At 69.2% G+C, this 24,559-nt stretch carries 25 protein-coding genes; 10 read left to right on the top strand and 15 right to left on the bottom strand.

Going from position 1 to position 24,559, the window contains the following annotated elements:
* Window positions 1-52: 52 nt before the first annotated feature.
* From ACZ1DY_RS21925 to ACZ1DY_RS21915, 3 genes are read left to right on the top strand one after another with little or no spacing between them, the layout of a single operon-like run.
* Window positions 53-637 (top strand): NADPH-dependent FMN reductase, encoded by a 585-nt coding sequence (locus ACZ1DY_RS21925; RefSeq protein WP_257486961.1) that lies wholly within the window; start codon window positions 53-55, stop codon window positions 635-637.
* Entirely contained in the window at window positions 634-2,076 is a 1,443-nt protein-coding gene (locus ACZ1DY_RS21920) for a DHA2 family efflux MFS transporter permease subunit (RefSeq protein ID WP_465485559.1), read from the top strand. The genes ACZ1DY_RS21925 and ACZ1DY_RS21920 overlap by 4 nt, the downstream gene beginning before the upstream one ends.
* Window positions 2,073-2,447 carry a MerR family transcriptional regulator gene (locus tag ACZ1DY_RS21915; protein WP_257486963.1) on the top strand — a complete coding sequence of 125 codons (375 nt, stop codon included), beginning with the start codon at window positions 2,073-2,075 and terminating at the stop codon, window positions 2,445-2,447. Before ACZ1DY_RS21920 ends, ACZ1DY_RS21915 begins: the two co-directional genes overlap by 4 nt.
* Here ACZ1DY_RS21915 and ACZ1DY_RS21910 read toward each other — a convergent pair.
* From ACZ1DY_RS21910 to ACZ1DY_RS21880, 7 genes are all read right to left on the bottom strand, one after another.
* On the bottom strand, window positions 2,437-2,919 hold the full coding sequence (locus tag ACZ1DY_RS21910; protein WP_465485558.1) for a pyridoxamine 5'-phosphate oxidase family protein: 483 nt from the start codon (window positions 2,917-2,919) through the stop codon (window positions 2,437-2,439). The two genes, ACZ1DY_RS21915 and ACZ1DY_RS21910, sit on opposite strands and share 11 nt — an antisense overlap.
* Window positions 2,920-3,028: 109 nt before the next feature.
* Window positions 3,029-4,375 (bottom strand): SPFH domain-containing protein, encoded by a 1,347-nt coding sequence (locus ACZ1DY_RS21905; RefSeq protein WP_185927112.1) that lies wholly within the window; start codon window positions 4,373-4,375, stop codon window positions 3,029-3,031.
* 58 nt (window positions 4,376-4,433) lie between these two features.
* Complete coding sequence (locus ACZ1DY_RS21900; RefSeq protein WP_126732925.1) at window positions 4,434-4,865, bottom strand: NfeD family protein; 432 nt, start codon at window positions 4,863-4,865, stop codon at window positions 4,434-4,436.
* A 95-nt stretch (window positions 4,866-4,960) separates the two neighbouring features.
* A complete protein-coding gene (locus ACZ1DY_RS21895; RefSeq protein ID WP_257486965.1) occupies window positions 4,961-5,776 on the bottom strand; it encodes a DUF3097 domain-containing protein in 816 nt (271 codons plus the stop codon).
* A 50-nt stretch (window positions 5,777-5,826) separates the two neighbouring features.
* Window positions 5,827-6,720 (bottom strand): aminoglycoside phosphotransferase family protein, encoded by an 894-nt coding sequence (locus ACZ1DY_RS21890; RefSeq protein WP_465485557.1) that lies wholly within the window; start codon window positions 6,718-6,720, stop codon window positions 5,827-5,829.
* Window positions 6,705-7,487, bottom strand: a complete 783-nt coding sequence (locus ACZ1DY_RS21885) for an SCO1664 family protein (RefSeq protein ID WP_257486967.1) — start codon at window positions 7,485-7,487, stop codon at window positions 6,705-6,707. Before ACZ1DY_RS21885 ends, ACZ1DY_RS21890 begins: the two co-directional genes overlap by 16 nt.
* Before the next feature lie 4 nt (window positions 7,488-7,491).
* Complete coding sequence (locus ACZ1DY_RS21880; protein WP_126732921.1) at window positions 7,492-8,067, bottom strand: DUF3090 domain-containing protein; 576 nt, start codon at window positions 8,065-8,067, stop codon at window positions 7,492-7,494.
* A gap of 121 nt (window positions 8,068-8,188) precedes the next feature.
* Between ACZ1DY_RS21880 and ACZ1DY_RS21875 the strand changes: the two genes are divergently transcribed.
* The 4 genes from ACZ1DY_RS21875 to ACZ1DY_RS21860 are packed head-to-tail and all read left to right on the top strand — an operon-like array spanning window position 8,189 to window position 12,117.
* Window positions 8,189-10,129, top strand: a complete 1,941-nt coding sequence (locus tag ACZ1DY_RS21875; RefSeq protein ID WP_465485556.1) for a prolyl oligopeptidase family serine peptidase — start codon at window positions 8,189-8,191, stop codon at window positions 10,127-10,129.
* Window positions 10,126-11,013, top strand: coding sequence for a S66 peptidase family protein (locus ACZ1DY_RS21870; RefSeq protein ID WP_465485555.1), 888 nt, complete (start codon window positions 10,126-10,128; stop codon window positions 11,011-11,013). The genes ACZ1DY_RS21875 and ACZ1DY_RS21870 overlap by 4 nt, the downstream gene beginning before the upstream one ends.
* Window positions 11,014-11,060: 47 nt before the next feature.
* The gene (locus ACZ1DY_RS21865) at window positions 11,061-11,687 is read left to right on the top strand and encodes a class I SAM-dependent methyltransferase (RefSeq protein ID WP_465485554.1); all 627 of its coding nucleotides are present in this window, start codon (window positions 11,061-11,063) and stop codon (window positions 11,685-11,687) included.
* Window positions 11,688-11,700: 13 nt separating this feature from the next.
* Window positions 11,701-12,117 (top strand): TIGR03668 family PPOX class F420-dependent oxidoreductase, encoded by a 417-nt coding sequence (locus ACZ1DY_RS21860; RefSeq protein ID WP_257486971.1) that lies wholly within the window; start codon window positions 11,701-11,703, stop codon window positions 12,115-12,117.
* Window positions 12,118-12,533: 416 nt separating this feature from the next.
* Here ACZ1DY_RS21860 and mptB read toward each other — a convergent pair whose 3' ends face one another.
* The 6 genes from mptB to ACZ1DY_RS21830 form a co-directional block, all read right to left on the bottom strand.
* The gene (gene mptB, locus ACZ1DY_RS21855) at window positions 12,534-14,096 is read right to left on the bottom strand and encodes a polyprenol phosphomannose-dependent alpha 1,6 mannosyltransferase MptB (protein WP_257486972.1); all 1,563 of its coding nucleotides are present in this window, start codon (window positions 14,094-14,096) and stop codon (window positions 12,534-12,536) included.
* 14 nt (window positions 14,097-14,110) lie between these two features.
* On the bottom strand, window positions 14,111-15,781 hold the full coding sequence (gene nikE, locus ACZ1DY_RS21850) for a nickel ABC transporter ATP-binding protein NikE (protein ID WP_465485553.1): 1,671 nt from the start codon (window positions 15,779-15,781) through the stop codon (window positions 14,111-14,113).
* Entirely contained in the window at window positions 15,778-16,683 is a 906-nt protein-coding gene (locus tag ACZ1DY_RS21845; protein ID WP_126732914.1) for an ABC transporter permease, read from the bottom strand. The genes nikE and ACZ1DY_RS21845 overlap by 4 nt, the downstream gene beginning before the upstream one ends.
* Window positions 16,680-17,711: an ABC transporter permease gene (locus tag ACZ1DY_RS21840; RefSeq protein WP_126732913.1), complete on the bottom strand. Its 1,032-nt coding sequence runs from the start codon at window positions 17,709-17,711 to the stop codon at window positions 16,680-16,682. Before ACZ1DY_RS21840 ends, ACZ1DY_RS21845 begins: the two co-directional genes overlap by 4 nt.
* An 8-nt stretch (window positions 17,712-17,719) precedes the next feature.
* Window positions 17,720-19,504, bottom strand: coding sequence for an ABC transporter substrate-binding protein (locus ACZ1DY_RS21835; RefSeq protein WP_465485697.1), 1,785 nt, complete (start codon window positions 19,502-19,504; stop codon window positions 17,720-17,722).
* 394 nt (window positions 19,505-19,898) lie between these two features.
* Window positions 19,899-21,689 (bottom strand): hypothetical protein, encoded by a 1,791-nt coding sequence (locus ACZ1DY_RS21830; protein WP_465485552.1) that lies wholly within the window; start codon window positions 21,687-21,689, stop codon window positions 19,899-19,901.
* Between the two features lie 111 nt (window positions 21,690-21,800).
* Between ACZ1DY_RS21830 and ACZ1DY_RS21825 the strand changes: the two genes are divergently transcribed.
* Genes ACZ1DY_RS21825 through ACZ1DY_RS21815 form a run of 3 tightly spaced genes read left to right on the top strand, consistent with a single transcriptional unit; the run spans window position 21,801 to window position 23,508 of the window.
* Window positions 21,801-22,151 (top strand): cupredoxin domain-containing protein, encoded by a 351-nt coding sequence (locus ACZ1DY_RS21825; RefSeq protein ID WP_465485551.1) that lies wholly within the window; start codon window positions 21,801-21,803, stop codon window positions 22,149-22,151.
* On the top strand, window positions 22,148-23,365 hold the full coding sequence (locus ACZ1DY_RS21820; RefSeq protein ID WP_465485550.1) for a hypothetical protein: 1,218 nt from the start codon (window positions 22,148-22,150) through the stop codon (window positions 23,363-23,365). Before ACZ1DY_RS21825 ends, ACZ1DY_RS21820 begins: the two co-directional genes overlap by 4 nt.
* Window positions 23,362-23,508: a hypothetical protein gene (locus tag ACZ1DY_RS21815; protein ID WP_185927096.1), complete on the top strand. Its 147-nt coding sequence runs from the start codon at window positions 23,362-23,364 to the stop codon at window positions 23,506-23,508. Before ACZ1DY_RS21820 ends, ACZ1DY_RS21815 begins: the two co-directional genes overlap by 4 nt.
* Here the strand turns inward: ACZ1DY_RS21815 and ACZ1DY_RS21810 are convergent.
* Window positions 23,483-23,950 (bottom strand): hypothetical protein, encoded by a 468-nt coding sequence (locus ACZ1DY_RS21810; protein ID WP_465485549.1) that lies wholly within the window; start codon window positions 23,948-23,950, stop codon window positions 23,483-23,485. The genes ACZ1DY_RS21815 and ACZ1DY_RS21810 overlap by 26 nt on opposite strands.
* Entirely contained in the window at window positions 23,940-24,506 is a 567-nt protein-coding gene (locus ACZ1DY_RS21805; protein ID WP_257486980.1) for a TetR/AcrR family transcriptional regulator, read from the bottom strand. Before ACZ1DY_RS21805 ends, ACZ1DY_RS21810 begins: the two co-directional genes overlap by 11 nt.
* Between the last annotated feature and the right edge of the window lie 53 nt (window positions 24,507-24,559).

Below are 24,559 nucleotides of genomic sequence, written 5' to 3'. Positions count from 1 at the left end.
AGGGACGCAAGAGCTTGAGTTCACCTACGGACGAACTTTTAGCGTCGTCTTCATGAGCGAAGAGATCACCACCCAGTCCCCCGTCCGCCTCGCCGTGATCATCGGCAGCGTCCGCCACGAACGGTTCGCCGACGCCATCACCGGCTGGCTCCTGTCCGAACTCGCCGCGATCGACGGCCTGGAGGTCGACCCGATCGACCTCGCCGACGTCGATCTCCCGCTGCAGGGAACGCGCCCCGGCGGGACCCGGACGGCGATCAGCGACAAGCTGCACGCGGCCGACGCCTACCTCGTCGTCACCCCGGAGTACAACCACAGCTTTCCTGCGGCGTTGAAGAACGCGATCGACTGGCATTTCACGGAATGGGCGTATAAGCCCGTCGGGTTCGTCGGTTACGGCGCGGGTTCGGGCGGCATCCGCGCGATCGAGCAGCTGCGGCTGATCTTCCCCGAACTGCGCGCGACCACGATCCGCGACGCGGTCCTGCTGAACGCGCCGTGGACTCGTCTCGGGCCGAACGGGTACGAGGGCACCGAAGGCGAGCGCGGCGCACTGGCCGCGACGATGACCGAGCTGACCTGGTGGGCCCGCACCCTGCGCGCCGGACGCGTCGCGGATCAGGTGAGTGCGGCATGAACCGCCTGACCGCACAAGAACTCCGCATCGCGGCGGTGATCGCGCTCGGCGGGTTGATGGCCGTTCTCGACACCACGATCGTCGCCGTCGCACTGCCGCGGTTCATGACGACCTTCTCCGCATCACTGACCACGACCCAGTGGATCGTGACCGCCTACGCACTCGGCATGGTCGCGGCGATGCCGCTCGCGGCTACTTTCGCGCAACGGTGGGGAGCGCGCCGGGTGTACCTGGCCGCGCTGCTCGTGTTCGCGGTGGCGTCCGCGGCCGCCGGAGCGGCCGGCGACCTGGGCTGGATGATCGCCGCACGAGCGGTACAGGGCCTCGCCGGCGGCCTGATCAACCCCTTGGGCATGACCATCGGCTTCGGCACGGTGGCCCCGGAACGCCGCAGCCGGATGACCGCGATCACCGGGCTGCCCTTGCTGATCGGGCCGATCCTCGGTCCGGTGCTCGGCGGGATCCTGTTGGACAGCCTTTCGTGGCGGGCGCTGTTCTTCATCACCGTCCCACCCGCTCTGCTCGCCGTCGTGGGCGTACTTCGGTGGGTGCCCGCCGATACCCCGTCCGCGGAACGCGCACCGGTCGATTTCGCCGGCGGCCTGCTGCTCGTCCCCGGTGTGGTCGCGGTGGCGTACGGCTTCAGCGAGGAGACGCTCGGCGTGGACGTCCGGTCGGGCATCGTCGCCGCCGGGCTGGTGCTCATGGCCGTGTTCATCCGAAGGTCGTGGGGGCATCGTGCGCCGTTGCTGAACGTCCGGCTTCTGCGTGACCGGACGTTCGGCCGGAACACCGTGGTCCTCGTCCTGTACGCCGCACCGTACTTCGGCTCGATGCTGCTGATGCCCGCCTACATTCAGGTGATGCGCGGTGATTCGGCCATGACCAGCGCGCTGATGATGGTCCCCGGGGCGATCGGGATGGGCATCACCATCCAGTTCGCCGCTCGTGTCCTGGAACGCTTCGGCCCGAGGATCGTCGTCGGGACGGGACTGAGCATGGCGATCGTCTCGACCGCGCTGACGGCGCTCGTCCTCACCCCGGGCACTCCGTACCTGGTGCTGGGAATCTTGGGGCTGCTCCAGGGAGCGGGCACCGGAGCGATCATGATGCCCACCATCGTGAGCGCGGGCCGCGAACTGCGCGGGCCGGATCTCGCGTCCGGTTCGGCGATCCTTCCCTTGGCCAGCACCATCGCGAGCGCGGTCGGGACCGCGGCGGTGAGCGCGGTGTTCACCGGGCTGATCGCGGCCGCCACCGCCGGACAGGGTCTCGCCGCGCTGAGCGATCCGGGTTCGGCGCTCACCGGGGAGGTCGTCGACGCGTATCGTCTGACACTCGTCGGAGTCCTCGCGGTCATGGTGTTCGCCCTGGTGGTCAGGTTGCGGACACGGCCCGCCCCGGCGACGGAACCCGCCACGGTACGGAGCGCAGCATGACGACGTCGACACTCCCCCAGCTCGATGCCCGGCTGACCGTCAGCGAGGTCGCGAGCAAAGCCGGGGTCTCGGCCAACGCCGTCCGCTACTACGAGCGCTACCGCGTCATCACCGCGGAGCGGACCGCGGGCAACGCGCGCCGGTTCACGATCGACGCCATCTGCCGCATCCGGCTCGCGGTCGCCGCCCAGCGGGTCGGGCTCAGCCTCGCCGAAAGCGCGGAGATCCTGGCCGAGATCCCGCCGATGTCCCCCGATCTCGAACTGTGGTCGCGGGCGGGGCAACGGCTCATCGACGCCGGGCAGGCTCGTATCGCCGAGCTCGCCGCGGTGGTCGACGAGTACCGGACGCTCCAGTTCCTCAGGAGTTGAACGGTCCTTCCGCCGCGCTCGACCAGCGGAAGACAGGACGGTTCTCGAGACCGGGGTAGGCCACGGCCATACCCCGGTCAGGGGACATGGACCACAGGCGCGCGCCGGACGCCGCGGCATGATCCGCCCAGTCCGTCGACCAGGCTGGAATGTAGCGCTCGTAGATGCGTCGGATCCGGGCCACATCTTTGACTTCAAGTCTCGCGGGACCGGTCATGCGGACCTGGCGGACGTCGTCAGGCGGGTCGAAGGTCGCGACCATGACAGCGACCTCGCGATAGTCGCGGGCCGCGGTCAAGAACGGCGACGGGCGGCCGTCGGGCACCGGGGTGTGGAACCACAACCGCCCCTCCTCGGCCACGAACCACATCATCGCCAACGCCGGATTCCCGCGCCCGGTGGTGGTGGCGACGCTGGCGGGCAAGCGCGGCTCGTCGAGGAAGTCTCGTACCGCGAGAATCGATCGGTCCATGTCGCCACCCTGCAATCTCGACCGCGGTGGAGGTCCAGAAGTACATGAAGGCCCCCTTCCTTACGTCCAGCGCAACGAAGGGGGCCTTCATGTACTTCGAGGAGTCGACTCAGCGCTGCGGCGGCGGACCACCCTGCGGACCACCGAACGGTCCCTGCTGCGGGAACGGCCCGCTGCCCGGCCCCTGCGACGGCGGCCCCTGGTACGGACCACCCTGCGGACCGGCGGGCGGCTGCGCCTGCGGCAACCGCGTGGCCGGCGGGGCCTGCGGCGGCTCCGGAGCGGCCTCCGGCTCGGGAGCCGGAGCAGCCTTGGGAACCTGACGCGGAGCGGGCGGCTCCTGCCGCGGCGTCGCGACACCCAGCGCCGGAACCTCCTTGCGCGCCACGGCTTCCGCGGCCGCGACGGCCTCGGCGACCTTCGGGTCGCTGGAGGTGTCGAACCAGCCCTGGACCTCTTCGTCCTCCAGGTCCGGCTTCTCGACCGGGTCTTCCTTCGGCGGCTCGTAGCGGAACACGCCGTCGTCGCCGGGCGCGCCGAGCGCGCGGGCGAAGCCCTCCAGTGCCTTGCCATAGTCGCTCGGGATCATCCAGACCTTGTTCGCGTCGCCCTGCGCCAGCTGCGGCAGGGTCTGCAGGTACTGGTACGCCAGGACCTCGGGCGTGGGGCGTCCGGCCTTGATCGCCGCGAAGACCTTCTCGATGGCTTTCGCCTGGCCCTGCGCCTGCAGGTACCGGGCGGCACGTTCACCCTGCGCGCGCAGGATCCGCGACTGCCGCTCGGCCTCCGCGCTCAGGATCGCGGCCTGCTTGGCACCTTCGGCCGCGAGGATCTGGCTCTGCTTCTGGCCTTCCGCGGTCTTGATCGCCGATTCACGCTGACCTTCGGCGGTCAGGATCATCGCGCGCTTCTCACGGTCGGCGCGCATCTGCTTCTCCATCGAATCCTGGATGGAGGGCGGCGGGTCGATCGCCTTCAGCTCGACCCGGGCGACGCGGATGCCCCAGCGGCCGGTGGCCTCGTCGAGCACACCGCGCAGCTGGCTGTTGATCGAGTCACGCGAGGTCAGGGTCTGTTCCAGGCTCATGCCACCGACGACGTTACGCAGGGTCGTGGTGGTCAGCTGCTCGACACCGACGATGTAGTTCGAGATCTCGTAGACCGCGGCGCGCGAGTCGGTGACCTGGAAGTACACGACCGTGTCGATGGACACCGTCAGGTTGTCCTCGGTGATCACGGGCTGCGGAGGGAACGAAACGACCTGCTCGCGGAGGTCGATCCGCGCCCGGACCTTGTCCAGGAAGGGCACCAGAAACGTCAGGCCGGGAGAAGCCACCGTCCGGAACCGGCCCAGCCGTTCGATCACAGCGGACTGCGCCTGCGGCACCACCATGATCGCCTTGACCACGACGACGACCACGAACAACGCGAGCAGTCCGACGACGATGAACACCACTGTCTCTGACAACTACCTTCCCCTTACGTAGAAACCTGTTGCGGTGCGGCCGTCCGGCTCACAACTCGGCCGAGACGACCGCCGTGGCGCCCGAGATCTCGACGACCGTCACCGATGTCCCCGGGGCGATCGGTTCCCCATGGGTCATGCTCCGTGCCGACCAGACGTCGCCCGCCAGCTTCACCTGGCCGGCATCGCCGTCCACTGTGGACACTACTACCGCCCGCGCGCCGATCAGCGCGTCGGTGTTGGTCTTGATGTCCGGCCCCGCGAGGAACCGGCGTTTGAGGGTCGGCCGGACGAGGACGAGCATCCCGACCGAGGCGACGGCGAACACCGCGACGTCGATGAAGGGGTTCCCGGTCAGGGCGGCCGAGCCCGCCCCGAACAGGGCTCCGACGCCGACCATGAGCAGGAACAGATCACCCGAGAGCAGCTCGGCGATGATCAAGAGGATGCCGGCGATCAGCCAGATGAGCGCGCCTGTCATGCGTTCATGCTCCCAGATCGCGCCGACTCATACCGGGGAAGCGAATCCGACGTGACCGACGCGTGACCTTGAGTGACCTCACGCAAACCAGACATTCAGGACTCTTCGCCCGGGTCCGAGACGAAGTCGATGAGCCGTTCCACCGCTCCGATCAGCGGCGTTTCCAGATCCCGGTAGCTGCCGACCGCCGCCAGGATCCGCTGCCAGCCCTCCCACGGCTCGCCCCAGCCGAGCGCGTCGCAGACGCCCTCTTTCCACTCCGTGCCGCGCGGGATCTTCGGCCAGGCACGGATGCCGACGACCGACGGCTTCACGGCCTCCCAGATGTCGATGTACGGATGCCCGGTGATCAGCACGTTCTCGTCGCGGATCGCGTCGACGATCCGCGATTCCTTGCTGCCCGCGACCAGGTGGTCGACCAGCACGCCGAGGCGGCGGCCGGGTCCGGTGCCGAACTCGTCGATGCGGTCGGACAGCACGTCCACCCCATCGAGTGGTTCCACCACCACGCCTTCGACTCGCAGGTCGTGCCCCCAGACGCGCTCGACGAGTTCCGCGTCGTGCTTGCCCTCCACCCAGATCCGCGAATCGCGGGCGACCCGGGCCTTGAGCCCCTGCACCTGGACCGACCCGGACGCCGAGATCCGCCGTGCCGGGGCTTTCGGAGCGGCCTTCGCCGGCACCAGCGTCACCGGCTTACCTTCGAGCAGGAACCCCGCGGGGTTCAGCGGGAACACGCGGTGCTTGCCGTGCCGGTCTTCGAGGACGACGTTGCCGTACTCGATCTTCACCACGGCACCGCAATAGCCGCTGGCCGGGTCCTCGACCACGAGCCCCGGCTCCGCGGGCACCTCGGGGATCTTCCGCTTGCGCGGGCCGGACAACACGTCGTCGTACGAATGGGAGCGCACGGCGGACGACGCTATCGGTGCCCGCCGCCGGCGTCTTCCCGCCACGCCGGTCAGGAGGCCATGAGCAGCATCGCGTCGACGAACGGAGTCCGCTCGCCCCGCTCCAGCGGACGCATCACGAACAGCGGCGCTAGCGCGACACACCACGCGCGCACTCGTCCGGCGTCGAAACCCGGCAGATGCGGCGCGATCGCGTCGAGCCCGTCTTCGAGCGTTCCACCGTCACGCATCGGCAAGGTGACCCAATCCGCCAGATCGAACGACGGGTCCCCCACGCTCGGACGCGGGTCGATCGCGACCGCTCCCCGCCCAGGCCCGCCGTCGAGGACGTTGCCCGGATGCAGGTCCCCATGCACGATCGCGGTCCCTCCCCCGCCGGTCGCGAGTTCGAGCGCCCGCAGCCGCGCGCGATCGAGGGTCTCCAGCGAGAGCGTTGCCTCGGCCACCGAGCCGCGCAGCCCGCGCTCGGCGAGCCGGTACATGAACACGACACGGTCTTCCAGCGGCGGGAAATCCGACGGCGGGGCGACCGAGTGGATCTGGGCCATCAGGTCGCCGACCTCGGCCCACGGGACGTCCGCCCCCGCCTCCATCAGCTCCGTGCCAGGCTCGATGCCCTCCAGCAGGATCGCCCCGGCGGCGAGTTCCGTGTCGAGCACCTGCACGACCCTCGAGCAGCCGTCCCACGCCCGCAGCGCGGCGGCTTCCGATTCGGCGATCGTGTGATCCGGCGTCAGTTTGAGGACCTTCTTCAGCCCGTCGGCCCCGGTACAGATCAAGGTCCGGCCAGAGTTGCCCGGTTTGGCGTCGACGACGGTGAGACCCCAGCGCATGGCCAGCCGCTCCACGAGGGCGGGCAGTTCGTCACACCACGTCGCGACGTCCTCGCCGAACCGCCTGATCAGACGCGCACGCGCCTCGTCGTCGATCAGAACAACGGCCATGGGATGGCCCGCCAGTCGTCGCCCGGCTCGGGGAAGACCCCTTCCGCCAACAGCAGCTCGGTGCGCTCGGCCAGCGCGCGGATCTCGAACCCGGTGAGGTGCTCGCCCAGCGCTTCGCCGAGCTCTCCGTCCAGCTTCTCGCGAAGGCCGCGGAGCTTGCCGACCTCGGCATCGGTCAGCCGCTCGCCGATCCAGCCCCAGAGCACCGTCCGCAGCTTCGGGTCGGTGTGCAGGCAGATCCCGTGATCGACGCCGTAGACCCGGCCGTCGGCGCCGGCGAGCACGTGACCGCCCTTGCGGTCGGTGTTGTTGACCACGATGTCGAGCACGGCCAGCTCCCGCATACCCTGCCGGTCCGCGTGCGCCAGCACCGCGGGCTCGCCGTCGCGATCGTGCGCGTGCAGCACGACACGCCAGCCTTCCGGCAGGCTCTCCGGTGACCGGACGTCGACGAGTTCCTCGTCGGTGGTCTCGATCCACAGCTGCACCATGCCCGGCCCGAACGGCCCGTCGCGCAGCACCGTCGGCGGGATCGCGCCGAGCCCGGAGGCGTCGGCGACCATGGCCGTCGCGACCTCGCGGCCCGCGAGCGTCCCGTCCGGGAAGTCCCACAACGGCCGCTCACCGGAAACCGGCTTGTACACGACGTTCCCGGTGACGCCGTCGAGCTCGATCGTGCAGAACAGCGTGACGTTGGAGGCGTCGACGAGCCTGCCTTCGACGTCGATCTTGCCGCGCGTCACCAGCTCCCGCGAAGACTCCTCCACCTCGTCAGTCCTCGAGGACGTCGACGTCGCGCCGGTACCCGTTCTGGCGCGGGCAGATGTGGCCCGCCGGGTCGAGCGGTTCCGCGCACAGCGGGCACGGCTTGCGACCGGCGTTGACCACCCGGTCCGCCCGCTCCGCAAACGCGCGCGCCGCGCCGGGGCTCAGGAAGACGCGCACGGCGTCCGGCCCCTCTTCGGTGTCGTCCAGAACGACCGTTTCGTCCACCTCGCCCTCCGTCATCGCGAGCAGCTCGATGACGACGGCACTGCTTTCGGCGTCCCAGCCGAGCCCCATCGTGCCGACGCGGAACTCCTCCTCGACCGGAACGGTCAGGGGGTCGACGTCGAGGAGCTCGTCGGGCGCGTCGTCCGGTACGTCCGCGCCGAACCGGCTGGCGACCTCTTCCAGCAGCGAGCTGAGCCTCTCGGCCAGCACCACCACCTGCTGTTTTTCGATCGTCACACTGATCGTGCGGACGTCCTCGGACGCCTGGAGGTAGAACGTGCGGTCGCCGGGCTCACCGACGGTTCCTGCGACGAACCGGTCGGGCTGGCGGAAGACGTGGATTACGCGAGACATGGCACCTTTGACCCTAGGCCACGGCCCCATGATCGGCATCCGCCGCCCCAAGGTTAAGCCCAGGGCGAAACCGCCGCGCCCCGGGCCGCCACGGGCAAAGGGACGAACCTAGTCTTCAACCGTGGTTGAGATCGCCCCTTACGGCACCTGGACGTCTCCCCTGTCGGCCGCCGCTGTCGCGGCCTCGGGAGTCAGCGCGCAATGGCTCGATACCGTGGGAAACGAGGTCTGGTGGGCCGAAGCGAGAACCGGTGAAGGCGGTCGCGTCACCCTCGTGCGGTCCCGCGCCGACGGCACGGTCGAAGACGTCCTTCCCGCTCCGTGGAGCGTCCGGAACCGGGTCCACGAATACGGCGGCCGGCCCTGGCTCGTCCTCGGCGACGTCCTGGTCTTCACCCACTGGGCGGATCAGCGCGTCTACCGCCGGGACCTGACCACCGGCGAGACGACCCCGCTGACCCCGGAACCGGCGACCCGGCACGGGATCCGCTACAGCGACCTACAGCCCGGCCTCCCCGGCGAGGTGTGGCTGGTCCGCGAACGCAGCACCGGCCCCCGTCGCGTCGACATCGCCCGCGATCTCATCGCGGTCCCCCTCGACGGTGGCCCGGAACGGGTTCTGACCGCGAGCCATCACTTCCTCACCGCGCCACGGCTCTCGCCGGACGCCGAGCGTGCGGCTTGGATCGGCTGGAACCACCCCGCGATGCCTTGGGACGGCACCGAACTGTGCGTCGCGGAACTCGGCGAGGACGGGACGTTCGGGCCGCACCGGGTGCTCGCCGGCGCGGCCGATGTCTCCGTCTGCCAGGTCGAATGGGAGTCGGCGGACAGCCTGCTGGCCTTGCTCGACCCGGACGGCTGGTGGAACCTGCACCGCGTCGGACTCGACGGCGGCATCGAGAACCTGGCCCAGGTCGAACAGGAGATCGGCGGCGCGCAGTGGAAACTCGGCACGCGCTGGTTCACTCCGGTCGGCGACGGCAGGTTCGCCGTCATCGCGTCGGGCAAGCTCGCCATCCTCGACGAAGCGACACGGGAAGTGACTCCGGTGGCGGCCGCCGCCGAGCTGACCGCGTGGTCCACCAACGGTTTCGCCGTCCACGAGGGCGGCATCGTCGGCGTCGCGGCGGGACCGAAACGTGAAGGTGCCGTCGTGAAGGTCGATCTCGACGGCGGGACGGTGACCGAACTCGCGTCCGCACCTGAACCGCCGTCGCCCGCCTACCTGTCGACGCCCGAGGAACGGATCTTCAAGACCGACGACGGCGACCGGATCCCCGCCTTCGTCTACCTCCCCGCGAACGCCGACTTCGCCGCGCCGGACGGCGAACTGCCGCCGCTGCTCGTCTACCCGCACGGCGGGCCGACCGGCCGGGACAGCGCGGTGCTCGACTACGAGATCGCCTACTTCACCAGCCGCGGGATCGCCGTCGTCACCGTGAACTACGGCGGCTCCACCGGCTACGGACGTGTTTATCGTGAGCGGCTGCGGGAACAGTGGGGCGTGGTCGACGTCGCCGACTGTGTCACCGTTGTCGAAGCCCTCGCCGCCGAAGGCACCGTCGACGGCGACAGGCTGGCCATCCGCGGCGGCAGCGCGGGCGGGTACACCTCCGCCGCCTCGCTGACCACCACCACGACCTACCGCGCGGGCACCGTGATGTACCCGATCCTCGACCTCACGCAGTGGACCGGCGACGGCGGTGAGACGCACGACTTCGAGTCCCGCTATCTCGACGGGCTGGTCGGTCCGCTGCCGGAGGCCGCGCAGCGCTACCGGGATCGGTCGCCGATCAACAACGCGGGCACCCTCGCGGGTCCTTTGCTGTTCCTGCAGGGGTTGGAGGACGAGATCTGCCCGCCCGAGCAGGCGGACCGGTTCGTGGCCGGGCTGGAAGGGCGCGGTATCGAGCACGCCTACCTGAGGTTCGAGGGCGAGCAGCACGGTTTCCGGAAGGCGGAGACGATCGTGGCCGCGCTCGAAGCGGAGTTGTCGTTCTACGGTCAGATCCTCGGCTTCGAGACGCCTGGTGTGCCGAAGCTCCGGCTGAGCCGGTGAGGCCGCCGAAGACACGACCGGGTGACACGATCGCCTTGGTCGCCCCGGCGGGGCCGGTCCCGCCGGACCTCGTCGAGAAGGCGCTGCCGGTGCTCCGCGGCTGGGGCGTCGAGGTCCACGTCGGCGAGTGCGTCCGCGCGGCCTCCGCCGGTTACCTGTCGGCTTCCGACGAGGCACGGGCCGCCGAATTCACCCGCGCCTGGCTGGACCCGGGAGTCACCTGCGTCCTCGCCGCCCGTGGCGGCTACGGCTCGCAGCGGATGCTCGACCTGCTCGACTGGACGGCGCTGCGGGCGGCCGGGCCCAAGATGTTCGGCGGATCGAGCGACGTCACCGCGCTGCACCGGGCGGTGAACGTCCACATGGGACTGGAGACGCTGTTCTCCCCCATGCCCGCGACCACCCTGTTCGACGCGGTGGCCGCCGAGCATCTGCGGCTGTCGTTGTTCGAACCGGACAGCGTGCGGCTGATCTCCTCACCGACGTCGTCGCCGCTGGTGCCGGGCACCGCGACCGGAACGCTCATCGGTGGCAACCTCGCCCTTGTCGCGGCAGGCCTCGGCACGCCCGAGCAGGGCTCGGGGCGTGAGGCGCTCGTGCTGCTGGAGGACGTCACCGAGAGTCCTTACCGGATCGACCGGATGCTGACCCAACTGCTGCGTTCCGGCTGGCTCGACGGCGTTCGAGGGTTCGTGCTGGGCTCGTGGAAGTCCTGCGGTGAGCCGGAGGCGATCCGGGCGCTGATGCTCGACCGCCTCGGTCCGCTCGGCGTCCCGATCGCCTGGGATTTCGGTGTCGGGCACGTCCCGGCGTCGCCGACCATCCCGCTCGGCGCGCGGGCCACCCTCGACGCCGACGCGGGCACGCTGCTGGTTTTGCCATAACGGCAACGGAACTTGCGGAACCGGCCGGGCGGGGGCATCTTGCGGTCATGGATGCCACACAGCAGTTCTGGGAAGACTTCTACCGGGACAAGGATCAGGTCTGGAGCGGGAAGGCGAACCCGATCCTGGTGAACGAGGTCGCCGCGCTCACGCCGGGAACGGCGCTCGATCTCGGCTGCGGCGAGGGCGGCGACGCCATCTGGCTGACGCGACAGGGCTGGCGGGTCACCGCCGTCGACATCTCGGACATCGCGCTCCAGCGCGCCGCCGCACACGCGGCCGAGGCCGGCGTCGAGGGCATCGTCTGGGAGCGCCACGACCTGGCGAAGTCGTTCCCGGAGGGACGTTTCGACCTCGTCTCCGCACAGTTCTTCCACTCCCCCGTCGCGGACGACGGCGAACGGGACAAGGCGCTCCGCCGTGCCGCGGAAGCCGTCGCGCCGGGCGGCACGCTGGTGGTCGCGGGTCACGCGGGCTGGCCGACGTGGATGGAGGAGCCGCCGCACAAGGACGTCCACTTCCCGACCACCGCCGAGGTGCTCGAATCGCTGGCATTGGCCGACGGCGAATGGACCGTGGAACGACAGGAGCTGATCACCCGCGACTTCCCGGGACCGGACGGCCAGCAGGGAACGCGTTCGGACAACGTGCTCCGCGTGCGCCGCTCGGGATAGGTACCGTCACGGCATGCGGATGACGCCTGCCGAAGCCCGGTCACGGTTCGAAGGCGAGCGGATAGCGAGGCTGGCGACGACGGGTTCGGACGGCGTGCCCCACGTGGTGCCGGTGACGTTCGTTCTCGAAGGCGACTCGGTGGCGTTCGCGATCGACCACAAACCCAAGAGCACGACGGCGTTGCGGCGGCTGAGGAACATCGCGGAGAACCCGGTGGTCAGCTTTCTGACCGACCACTACGACGAGGACTGGGCCGGACTGTGGTGGGCCCGGGCCGACGGTGTCGCCCGGGTGCTCACCGATCCCGGCGAGCAGGCGCAGCCGGCGCGGCTGCTGCGGGAGAAGTATCCGCAGTACGAGGCGCAGCCTCCCCCGCATGCCGTGGTGACCACGCTCGTTCACTCATGGAGCGGTTGGCGCGCTTCCTGAGCTTTTTTGGCCTTGTTGCCGTTTTACGGCAACAAGGCCGTCGCCATGCCGTATAGGTCGTTATACACTTTGGTGAGCGAGACCGTCGCTCCGTGGACCAGCCACGCTCGCTTCGCGTTTCGTCCGGTCGATCACGTGACATCCCCGGTGCCGGACCTCCTGAGTACATGAAGGACCCCTTCCTGTACCTAGGCGCAAGGATGGAGTCCTTCATGTACTGGGGAAAGGTCGAGTTTCCTCGGCTGAGCCGAGGGAAGGGGTCCTTCACGCGCAACCCTTGTGACTGCGGACGCACATGGGGCGCGTGGCGATTACCAAAGTCCGTGAAGGCCAAGCCCCAGCATCCACGCCCAGGTACATGAAGGCCCCCTTTCCTTGCGTCTAGCGCAAGGAAGGGGGCCTTCATGTACTGAAACTCAAGAGGAGCGAGGAGCCTCGGCCGGCAGGAACTGCTCCACCGGCTTCCCCCGCCAAGCGGCGATGATCCCGAGCGGGTCCGGCCGCAGCAGCGAAGCGGCCGCGTACACGCTCGCCGCGACGACGCCGGCCATGAACCACCAGTCGTACAGGGCCTGCTCCCCCGTCGGGTAGTAGACCAGCGTCACGAACACCGACACCGCGACGACGACCGCGAGGTTTCGGCGGCGCCATTCGAACGCGGAAAGAACGACGAAACCCCAGGTCAGGTACCACGGCAGCGAGGGCGGCGGGACGATCGCACCGGCCAGCAGCACGATCGCCATCCGGTGGATCGCCGGGTAGCCGCCGTCGCGGGCGAGCCACCACTGCCAGCCGGCGAAGACGAACAGGCCGACCATCGCGATCGCCCGGAAGACGGTGACGAACGGCGAGACCTCGACGTCGATCACCAGGTTCACCAGCGAGTAGAAGATCTCGCCGATCCCGGTCGGGAAGTTCATCCAGTTCGCGATCAGCGTCGGCGCCTTGAGGCCGGTCAGCCAGCCGAGGTTGACCGAGCCGAGCGACAGCCAGGTGCCCGCGACGAACACCGGCAGGAAGATCCCGACCGACGCGGCGCCCGCGCGGAAGAAGTTGACCACCTTCCGGTCACCGGGCAGGTGGTTCGCCCACACCCAGACCAGGAACGGCAGCGCCCACGCCGCGGTGGGTTTGATCAGCATGCCGATGGTGACCAGGACGATGGCGACGACGTGTTTGCGTTCCAGCGCGGCCAGCACGCCGACGGTGAGGAAGCCCAGCATCAGCAGGTCGTTGTGCGGTCCGCCGACGAGGTGGATCACCGTCATCGGGCTGGCGATGGCGAGCCACAGCGTGATCGGCAGCTTGCCGCCGAGGTGCTTGACCAGGCGCGGCAGCGACCACAGCATCCCGATCAGGCCGATCATCAGCACCAGCCGGGTCGCGATGACCCCGGCGATCATGTCGTTGCCGGTGACCGAGACGATCGCCTTGGCGACCAGCAGGAACAGCGGGCCGTACGGCGCGGGCGTGGTCTGCCACAGCGGATGGACGTTCTGCACGACGTCCGGCAGCACGGCCAGCTCGGCCGGGCCGTTGGCGTACGGATCGAGGCCGTTGAGCAGCTGCGCACCCTGCGCGAGGTAGGAGAAGACGTCGCGGGTGAACAGCGGCGGCGAGACCAGCAGCGGCGCCATCCAGCAGGCGGCGGCGATGACGATCGGGCGGCTGCCGATGCGGCCCGCGAGCGCGTAGCGGCCCAGCCGGACCCACGCCCAGATGATCAGCGCGAAGCCGGTGTAGAGCACCACGTTGGCGAGGATGCGGCCGTGGCCGTAGCGGATCCACGACAGCGGTCCGTGCCCCAATATCGGGTCACGGACGAGAGTGCCGCCGGCACCGAGCGCCGCCAGCATCAGCAGCGTGCTGCCGATGGTTCCCATCGCGATCGTGCGGTACGGGAACCGGGAAGGCACCCGGAGCCGCTCGCCGAGGGAACCGGCCGAGGGCGTCTGCTGGGGGTCTGTCGTGGTCGCCATTTCGAGATTGGAGGTTACACACCGCGCCTGTGCGAGTGCGCGGCAATGGGTGTTTCCCGCGCCGTCCCACCGGGCAACGCGGCGAGCAGCGACTTCGTGTAGTCGTGCTTCGGGTCCAGCAGGACCTCCTCCACGGTACCGACTTCCACCAGCTCCCCGCGATACATCACGGCGACCCGGTCGGCGATGTTCCAGGCCAGCCCGAGGTCGTGGGTGATCACCAGCCCGGCGAGTCCCAGTTCACGCCGCAGGCGCAGCAACAGCGCGAGGATCTCCCCTCGTACCGACGCGTCGAGCGAGGCCACCGGTTCGTCGGCGACGATCACGCCGGGATCCAGTGCGAGCGCGCCCGCGATGACGACCCGCTGCCGTTGTCCGCCGGACAGCTCGTGCGGCAGCCGGTCGAGGAACTTCGCCGCGGGCCGCAGTTCGGCCGCTTCGAGCGCCTTCGTGACGATCTCGTGCTCGTTCGCGCCCATTCCGTGGATGCGGGGGCCTTCCGCGACGGCCTCGTACACCGTGTGGTTCGGGTTCAGCGCGCTCGTCGGATCCTGCAGCACCAGCTGGACCTGCCGCCGGTATGCCTTGAGCCCGGCGCCGCCGAGCGGGACCGGCTTGCCGTCGTACCGCACCGCGCCGGAGTCGGGTTTCTGCAGTCCCAGCAGGGTTCGGGCGAGCGTCGTCTTGCCGGAGCCGGACTGGCCGACGAGCGCGACGATCTCGTCCTTCCGCACCTGGAGGCTCACCCCGGCGACCGCGTTGATCCGCTTCCCGGTGCGGTCGCGGAAGCTGACGCGCAGGTCCTCGGCTTCCAGCAACGCGGGCTGGTCGGCACTGCGCTCCGGCTCCGGCGGCAGCGGCGTGCTGGTCGCGGGCGCGAAGCGGGACACCGGATCGCCCACGGTCGGGAACGCGGCCGCCAGCGCCTTGCTGTGCGCGTGCTGCGGCGCGCTCATCAGTTCCGCGCTCGGCCGCTCCTCGACGATCTCGCCGTCGTACATCACCGCGATCCGACGACAGGTGGCGGCCAGCACCGACAGGTCGTGGCTGATCATGATCAGCCCGATCCCCTGTTCGGCGACCAGCCTGCCCAGCAGGTCGAGCACCTGCGCCTGGACGACGACGTCGAGCGCGGTCGTCGGCTCGTCCGCGATGATCAGCCGCGGCGAACAGGCGAGCGCCATCGCGATCATGACGCGTTGCTTCTGGCCGCCGGACAGCTCGTGCGGGTACGCGCCGGCGCGGCCGGGCGGAAGGTCGACCTGTTCGAGCAGTTCCTTGACCTTGGCCTGGACGTCGGCGTCCGACAGCGCCTTGCCACCGGGCGGGTGCAGGCGGATCGGCTCGGCGATCTGCTCGCCGATCTTCCGTACCGGGTTGAGCGCGTGCATCGCGCCCTGGAAGACGACCGAGGCCTCGGCCCAGCGCACCGCGCGCAGCCTGCCCCACTTCATCGCCGTGACGTCTTCGCCGTCCAGCAGGATCTCCCCGCTGACCTTCGCCGACCGCGGGAGCAGCCGCAGCACGCTCATCGCGACCGTCGACTTCCCCGACCCCGACTCCCCCGCCACACCGAGGGTGTCGCCGGGTTCGAGCACGAGATCGACGCCGCGGACGGCGGCGACCTCGCCGCCGCCGGTGGCGTAGGTGACGCCGAGGTTCTTCAGTTCCAGCAAGGGGCTCATGAGTGCTGTCCCTTCAGGCGCGGGTTCAGCACGGTTTCCAGCGCGCGTCCGACGAGGGTGAAGGCGAGGACGACCACGACGATCGCGACACCCGGCGGCAGCAGATTCCACCAGGCGCCCTTGCTGATCGCGCCGTTGTTCAAGGCGGTCTGCAGCATGGCTCCCCAGGAGACGGTGTTCGGGTTGCCGACGCCGAGGAACGCCAACGTCGCGTCCGCGATGACCGCGTTGCCCACGACGAGCGTGGTGTTGGCCAGCACGAGCGGCATGACACCGGGAAGGACGTGCTTGCCGACGATGTGCAGGTGCCCGCCGCCGAGCGCTTTCGCTCGCTCGATGTACGGGCGGCCCTCGATCGTGAGGGTCTGCGCGCGGACCAGACGCGCGGTGCTGGGCCAGGCGGTGACGCCGATCGCGATGATCACCGTCATCGTGCCCTGGTCCAGTACCGAGGCGAGCGCCACGGCCAGGACGAGCGACGGCAGCACCAGGAAGAAGTCCGTGAACCGCAGCAGGAGCCCGGACAGCCAGCCGCCGAAATGCGCGGCCGCGATCCCGATGACGGTGCCGATCAGCACCGAGAGGAACGCCGCCGAGAAGCCGGTGAGCAGCGAGATCCGCGCCCCCCAGAACGTCATCAGCAGCACCGAACGGCCGTCGATGTCGGTGCCCAGCCAGAATTCCCCGCTGGGCGGGTCCAGGGAGGTCCCTTCGGCCTTGGTGACGTCGAGACCGGACTCGTCCGAGATCACCGGCGCGAGGATGGCCAGCAGCGTGAGGACACCGAGGAAGGCCAGCCCGAAGACGCCCGCCTTGTTCGTCGTGAACTCGTGCCAGCGCTTCGCCACGGCCTCACGGCGGCGGCGCCAGACGATCGAACCGGGTTTTTCCGCTGTGGTCATGCCGTCCGCACCCTGGGGTCGAGCACGCGGTAGAGCAACTCCGCGAGCAGGTTCATCAGCACCACCGCACCCGCGAGGGTGACGAAGACTCCTTGCAGGACAGGCAGATCCGGCCCGCGGAGCGCTTCGTAGAGCAGCTGCCCGAGCCCCGGCCAGCTGAACACGGCCTCGACCGAGACCGCGCCGGAGACCACCATGCCGAACTGCATGAAGACCAGCGTCACCGTCGGGAGCAGGGCGTTGGGCACGGCGTGCCGCTTGCGGACGAGGTCGTCGCGCAGGCCCTTGGCCCGTGCGGTGGTGAGGTAGTCCGAATTCATCTCGCCGATCAGGGACGACCGCATGACCAGCATGTACTGCGCGTAGAACACCACCAGCAGGGTCACGCACGGCAGCACCAGATGGTGGAGCACGTCGAGCCCTTCGCTGAAGAAGCCCGGCTCGACGTCCGGGGAATGCATGCCGCGGCTGGGAAAGAGGCCGTTGGTGGCCACCAGCAGCATCAGCCCGAGCCAGAACTGCGGAACCGACCACAGCGTCAAGGCGATGCCGGTCTGGACCTTGTCGAACCTGCTCCCCCGGCGCCAGCCCGCGCGGACGCCGAGCCACAGGCCGAGCGCGACGGCGAGCACGGTCGCGCTGCCGACCAGCAGGATCGTCGGCCACAACCGCTCGCTGACCATGTCGAACACCGGACGCCGCTGCAGGTACGAGACGCCCATGTCGCCCTGGAGCAGCCCGACGACGTAGTCCCAGAACTGTTGCAGCAAGGGCTTGTCCACGCCCATCTGCGCGCGCAGTTCCGCCATCATCTTCGGATCGGTCGGCCGGTCGCGGACCATGAACCGCACGGGGTCGCCGGGCAGCGTCCGGAACAGGAAGAACCCCAGCACGACGACGAGCGCGAGGCTCGCCAGCGCGCCGCCGATCTTGGAGAGCACGAACCGGGCGGTGCCGGTCCCGCCCCGGCGCTCGTCGGGATCGACGAGCGCCGGGGTCTTGTCGAGGGAACTGAGTGCTTCGGTCAACGCGGTCCTTACTCCCGGTCGTCGGCCGACTTGCCGCGCCGCCCCAGCAGCACGCCGCCACCGACGAGCACCACGAGCACGACCGCGCCGATACCGATCCACAGGCCGGTGTTGCTGCTTTCCTCGGCACCCGCGGCGGCCGCGTCGGCCGGAGTGGCGCCGTACACGCCCCAGTAACCGGACTGCTCGAGGATCGCGCCGTCGGGCTGCGGCTGCTTGGTGAACGAGGAGAACTTGTCCGACCGGTAGGCCTCGAGCACGTTGTCGTAGTCGAGGACGACGTCGACGTACTCACCGGCCAGCACGGCCTGCGCCTGCTTGACGAGCTCGGCGCGCTTCGCCGGGTCGAACTCGGTCAGCTGCTTCTTGTACAGGTCTTCGTAGCGCGGGTCGCAGAAGAACGTCGCCGAGCTGCCGCCGTTGCCCTCGGCGTTCGGGCGGCCGGCGCAGGTGTTGAGGCTGAGGGCGTAGTCCGGGTCGGGCGAGGTGCCGTAGCCGGAGATCGCGAGGTCGTAGTTGCCCGCGGTGGTGCGGTCGTCCAGTTCGTCGTCGGAGACGAGTTCCTGCTTGACACCGATGCCGACGTCCTTGAGCCAGCCGCTGACGAACTGCGCGACACGCTGGTCGAACGGCCGGTTCGCGTGACCGGCGAGCCGGAACTCCAGCTTCGCGCCGCCGGCCGCGACGCGGATGCCGTCCGCGCCCTTGGCGTAACCCGCCTGGTCGAGGGTGGCGTTCGCGGCCGCGATGTCGAACTTGGTCTTCTCGGCGTCCGACGGGGACCAGGTGTAGGCCTTGTAGATGGCGGGCACGACACCGGTTCCGGGCTGGCCGTAGCCGTTCATCACCTTGTCCACGATGGTCTTGGTGTCGATGGCCTGCGCGATCGCCTTGCGGACGCGGATGTCCTTCAGGATCGGGTTGCCGTCACCGATCGGCTGGTCGAGGACGTTCTTGACGCCGAAGTTGATGATGAGCTCGTTGTACCGGCGGCCCGGTGCCTTGTTCGTGGTGATGTTCTTCTCGCCCTTGAGCGCGTCGAACTGGGTCGGCGTGAGCCGGTTGATGACGTCGACCTCGCCCTGCTTCAGGGCGTTGACCGCGGCCTCGGCGTCCTTGAACTGCAGCAGCTGCAGCTCGTCGACCTTGGGCGCCCCGCGCCAGTAGTCCTTGTTCGCCTTGAACTTCACGAACTCGTTCTTCTTGTACTCGGTCAGCAGGTACGGCCCGCTGCCGACACCGACGACGGACATGTCGTCGGTCGAGGGGGCGTTGAGATCCTTGATCGGCTCCCAGATGTGCTTGGGCACGATCGGGACGTCGAGCGAGGTCATACTCGACTGCGGGGCCTTGGTCTTGATGACGAGCGTCTTGTCGTCCGGCGCCGAAACCGAGGCGAAGTTGGTGACGTAGCTGCCGTTCGCGGTGCGGGCGTTCTCGTCGTCGAGCATCCGCTGGAAGGTGTACGCGGGGTCCTGCGCGGTGATCGGCTTGCCGTCGGACCACTTCATCCCCTGGCGGATGGTGAAGGTCCAGGTGAGTTTGTCGTCGGAGGTCTTCCACGACTCGGCGATCCCGCCCGTGGGCTGGGTGTCCTCGGCCGAGGGCAGGGTCAGGAACTCGTAGTTGAACCGGCCGACCTGTGTCGACGCCGCCAGCTGGGCGGTGAAGGGGTTCAGGTGGTCGATGCCGGTCGTGAGCGCCACCCGGAGCACCTTGCCCTGCTGCTGCGCCGCCGCGGTGGGCACGAAAGGCACCGTCGCGACCGCCGAAGCGGCGAGGACCGCGACCACGCGAAGACCGCGCCGTCGCCTGGGAAAACGCTCTGTGCGCACGAAGACCACCCCATCGAAACTCGCTGTAACCCAACCCCCGAAGCGGAAAAGTAACCACATGTCGCGGTAACCGCGCAATGACTCGCCAATACCGATCGTGCACAGCGGATGCCGTCGCGTGGTCGACAGCTACGTTGAGTCTCACCGGCATTGCCCTGTGTCACCGTTTCAGTGCGCGAGCGGGCGGGACGTGCAGTGTCCTGGGCATTCAAGGGAAGCGTGCTTGCAGAAGCCTTGCGCGCGATGATGCCCAATCGATACGTGCGACGAAGTGAGAGCAAAGCGTTTCGTCCTCTGGATGCGGTGGTTGCACACGCAAGTACCGCATCCAGAGGACGAAACGGGGGAGAAGTCAGCCGACGGAGACCTCACGCCGCCGCGCGGTGGCGGCAGCCGCGTAGAGCCACGCGAACAGCGCCCACATACCGGCGAAGATGAGCCCGACGGTCACGTACGCGACCGTCCACAGCACGGCGGGCGTCTCCGACTTCCGCTCCCGCTGCAGGAACTCGATCTCCGACATGAACGGGCGCGTGCCGGACGTCGCGTCGATCGACGGCGCGTTCGCGGCCGGGTCGGCGGGCGCGTAGATCGGGGCGAGCCCCATCACCCGGTTCGGGACGTGCACCCGGATCCCGGTCTTCCACTGGCCGAACACCGGCAACGGCTGGGCGGTGCGGTACACCCCGTCGCCGATCTTCTCCAGCGGCGCGATGAAGAAGTCGCCGCCCTGCCAAGCGAAACCGTTGAGCCACACGGCGTCGTCGGCCAGATCGGGCCGCGAGATCGTCACCGTCGCGTCGACCCAGCGCGGTGTGCCGCCACCGTGCGGGTTCGAGATCGGCAGGCCGGTCGCGGCCTCGGTCAGCCGGACGTCGGCGGTGAATCCCGGCTCCGGATCCTGCGGGACGGCGACCGAGGACATCAGCGCCACCGCCCCCAAAGCGCCGACGAGACCGACCGAGTGACGGGGGCCGGCCGCGGGCACCCGCGTCGCCGTCTCCTCCACTCGCTGGTACTGCCAGACACCGATGAACGCGCCCGCGAGGGCCGCGCCGGTCCCGAACAGGACGAACAGCGGCAGATGGGCGGCGGGCCACGGGTTCGGCATCAGCCATTGGGTGAACGCCGCCTCGGCGAGCATCCCGGCCGTCCCCACGAGCAGACCGGCGACGGCGGCGAACGTGTAGCCCTTCCGGTTACGCATCGCGAGGGCGACGACCTCGATGATCACCGCTTCGGCGACGTACGGCAGCAGCGACGCCACGTGCAGGTCGGCGAACAGCGGGATGACGGCGAACGAAGCGCGGGACGCGAGGAAGACCGCGAGCACGATCAGCGCGCCGCCCGGCCCCCAGGACAGCCGCCCGTAGGTCAGCGTCCAGGCGCCGATCAGGCCGACGAGCACGACCTGCGACAGCATCGGGAACTGCGGGACGCCGAGGTCGAACTCCATCAGGAACGCCGAAGCGCCCATCATCCAGGCACCGGCGAGCACCGGGCCGAGCAGCCGCACGACCGGCCCGGTCGCGCCGACCTGACGCGCCTCGCCGAGCAGCAGTTGCAGCCCCAGCACGACACAGACGCCGCCACCGATCATCAGGACGTGCGTCGGCCCCCATTCGGTGACGTCCTGGCCGAACAGGCGGTGCCAGACGTCGTCGAGCGGGAAGCCGGCGATGCCGACCAGACCGGTCGCCATCATCTGGATGGAGCCCATCGGCGCCCGCCAGTGCGGGCCGATCTTGAACGTGCGCTTGGGCAGGTCCTTGGTCGCGAGGGTCGCGCTGAGCACGCCGCTGGCGAATATGCCCATCAGTCCGAAGTAGATCGGGTAGTGCGACGGGTTCGCGAGCGGACCTTCGTCGCGGCCGAGTTCCATGTGGATCGGCACGTCCCAGTAGACGCCGATCAGCGCCGACATCCCGGAGAGGAAGGCGACGAACATCGGCAGCGCCGCCCAGCGCGGCAGACCACTGAACTCACCCATCCAGTCGGCGACACGGCCGAAGACCGTCCGCTTCCCCGCGCGCTCGCGGAGCACGAAGAGGGCCAAGGGCAGGAAGACCGCGGTGAACATCAGGCCCGCGATGACGATCTGCCCGAATTGCGCGCCGCCGGCAGGCGGGCTCTCCTGAGCCATGAACACCGTTCTCGCCTTCCTGCTAACCTAAGTAACTGTTACCTTTGGGTAACACGATAGGCGCAAGGTCCCGGGCGGGCAAGCCGGGGCGTACGACTTGGAGGCACCTCGATGCGGAGGATCGGCGCGATCACCGTGGCCGCACTGCTGACCGTGACCGGCTGTTCGGCCGGTTCCGAGCAGGCGCCGGGCACCGGCACCCGGACCGTCAAGTTCTCGGTCGCCGAGGGCAAGCGCACGGCCGGGCCGGAGGAGGTCGCGGTGCGCACCGGCGAGAACGTCGCGCTCGAAGTCACCTCCGACCAGCCCGACGAACTGCACGTCCACGGCTACGACAAGGCCGCCCAGCTGGCGCCCGGGGTGCCGGGGACGGTCGCCTTCACCGCGAACATCGATGGGATCTTCGAGGTGGAACTGCACAAGAGCGGCGCGGCGGTGACCAGGCTCCGGGTGAGCGGATGATCCTGGCGCACGGTCTCGGCGGCCGGTCCGACCTGCCGGTCCCGCTGTGGCTCGCGCTCTACGCGGGAGCGGCGGCCGTCGTGGTCTCCTTCTTCGCGCTCACCGTGCTTTGGAAGGAGCCCAAACTCCGCGGCGCCGACGCCGGCCGCCCTCTCCCCCTGCAACGGTTCGTCGACGCCGGGTTCTCGCGGATCGCGATGCGCGTGCTCGGCGTCGCGCTGTTCGCAGGCTTTCTGGCGATGGCGTGGGCGGGTCCCGGCAACTCGGCCGACAACCCCGCTCCGGTCTGGTTCTACGTCTGGTTCTGGGTCGGCCTGGTCCCGCTTTCCCTTCTGTTCGGCCCGGTCTGGACGCGATTGAATCCACTGAGGACGATCGCGGCCCTGGTCCCCGCGCGCCGCCGCGAACTCCCGGACCGGCTGGGTTACCTGCCCGCGATCGTCGGCCTCTTCGCCTTCCTTTGGCTGGAACTCGTGTTCCCGTATTCCGACTCGCCACGGGCGATCGCCCTCTTCGCCACCGTGTATGCCGTTATACACATTGCTCTCGGCGCGGTGTTCGGTCCGCGCTGGTTCGACCGCGGTGACGCCTTCGAGGTCTACGCGCGCTTGATCGCGGCGCTTTCCCCCTTCGGCAGGCGGGCCGATGGGCGTCTGGTGATCCGGAATCCGCTGGACGGCCTGCTCACCGTCTCCCCCGCGCCTTGGCTGACCGCGCTGGTGCTGGTGGTGCTCGGCTCGACGGCGTTCGACGGCCTCACCCGGCTTCCGTTCTGGACGTCTCTGGACGCCGGTGTCCTCGGCGGCACCGCCGGGCTCGCTGTCTGTATCGCGCTCACCTACGGCGCCTATGCGGGCGCCATCAGCCTGACCAGGCCGTATCTGCGCCGGGGGTTCGACCCGTATCCCGCGTTCGCGCCGTCGTTGATCCCGATCATGGTCGGCTACACGGTCGCGCATTACTTCTCGTTCGCCGTGTTCTCCGGGCAGCAGGGCTTCGGCCGCGCGATCGACTACACGGTCGTCTCGACCGGCGTGATCGCACTGGTGCAGATCGCCGGGATCGTCGCCGGGCACGTGCTGGCCGTAACCTCGGCCCATGACCGTTCCGTCGGCGTGCTGCGCGCGAACTACGTCAAGGTGGGCCAGTACCCCATGCTGGCGCTGATGATCGGCTACACCGCGCTCGGGATCGCGCTGGTCTCCGGCTCATGACCAGCGCGGCGCGGGTGGTGATGATGCACCAGGGCGGCTGGGACGAGATCCTCATCTTCGTCGGCCCCGTGGTGATCATCGGGCTGCTCATCTACGTCGCGCGCAAGCAGGTCCCGACTACACCCGAGGATGAGGACGACTGAGGGGGACGTAGTCACCACCGGCCAGCGCGGCGGCGAGATCGGGGTACGTGGACGCGCTTCCTGCGAAGCGACCGTGGACGACACGGATGTAGGCACCGTCCAAAGGGAAGACGAGCACGAACTTCTTGCCTTGGTTTCCCCGCAGGACGGCTCCCTTGCTCAGGTTGTCGAGGAACTCGATGATGTCGCGCTCGATCTCCTTCGCGAAATCACGCTGATCGTCGCGCGTCAGGTCGTACAGGTCGGTGTCGATGTCATAGGTGGCGAGCCTGCCCGTCACGGGGTCCAGCGCCTCGAACGCCAACGCGAGCCAACGGCGCGGCACGAGGTCCACCGCCACTTCCCACTCCGGGCCGCCGAACTTCCACGTCGAATCCGCGACCTTCACCGCCTGAAGCTCGCGCAGGAAGGCCAGGAGCCGTTGGCCCGCCTCAAATTCCATGACCGGGCCCGCCGCCGAGAAGGAGCGCTCCGGCCAGCTCGGTGACCTCTTCCCGGGTACGGCCACCGTGGTCGGCTGCCATGAAGTGCTTGCCGATCAGGAGCGAGAACGCGAGCAGGCAGCGGGCTTCGACCTCGTCCTCGTCGGCGACGATCTCGCGCATGAGGGAACGCAGGTAGTCCATCCGCTGGTTGTCGACCCGCCGGAGCCGTTCGGCCACCACCGCGTCGCGCCGGGCCCAATCCCGGATGGCGAGGTCGATCGGCAGGAGACGATCGCCGGCGAGCAGACCCGCGCGCCGGATTTTCGCCCTGGCGTCACCGCCTTCGCTCTCCACGCTCTCGAAGAGCAGGTTTGTGCTCATCCGCTCCCACGTGGCGAGCATTTCCTCCAGTAGCGCGCCCCGATCGGCGAAATGACCGTAGAAGCCGCCCTTGGTGACGCCCAGGGCTTTCGCGAGCGCCTCGACGCGCACGGCGTCGGGACCTCCGGCGGCGAGGGCGTGCAGTCCCGCGTCGATCCAGGCGCTCGGCGGGGTCCGGGTTTCGGCGGCCATGGGATCACCGTATCTCCCGTCACTCCGGCACCACGAGGACGATATATACGCTA

The organism is Amycolatopsis sp. PSD-21 (genome assembly GCF_055561455.1).
This window is presented reverse-complemented; position numbering and strand designations above follow the sequence as displayed.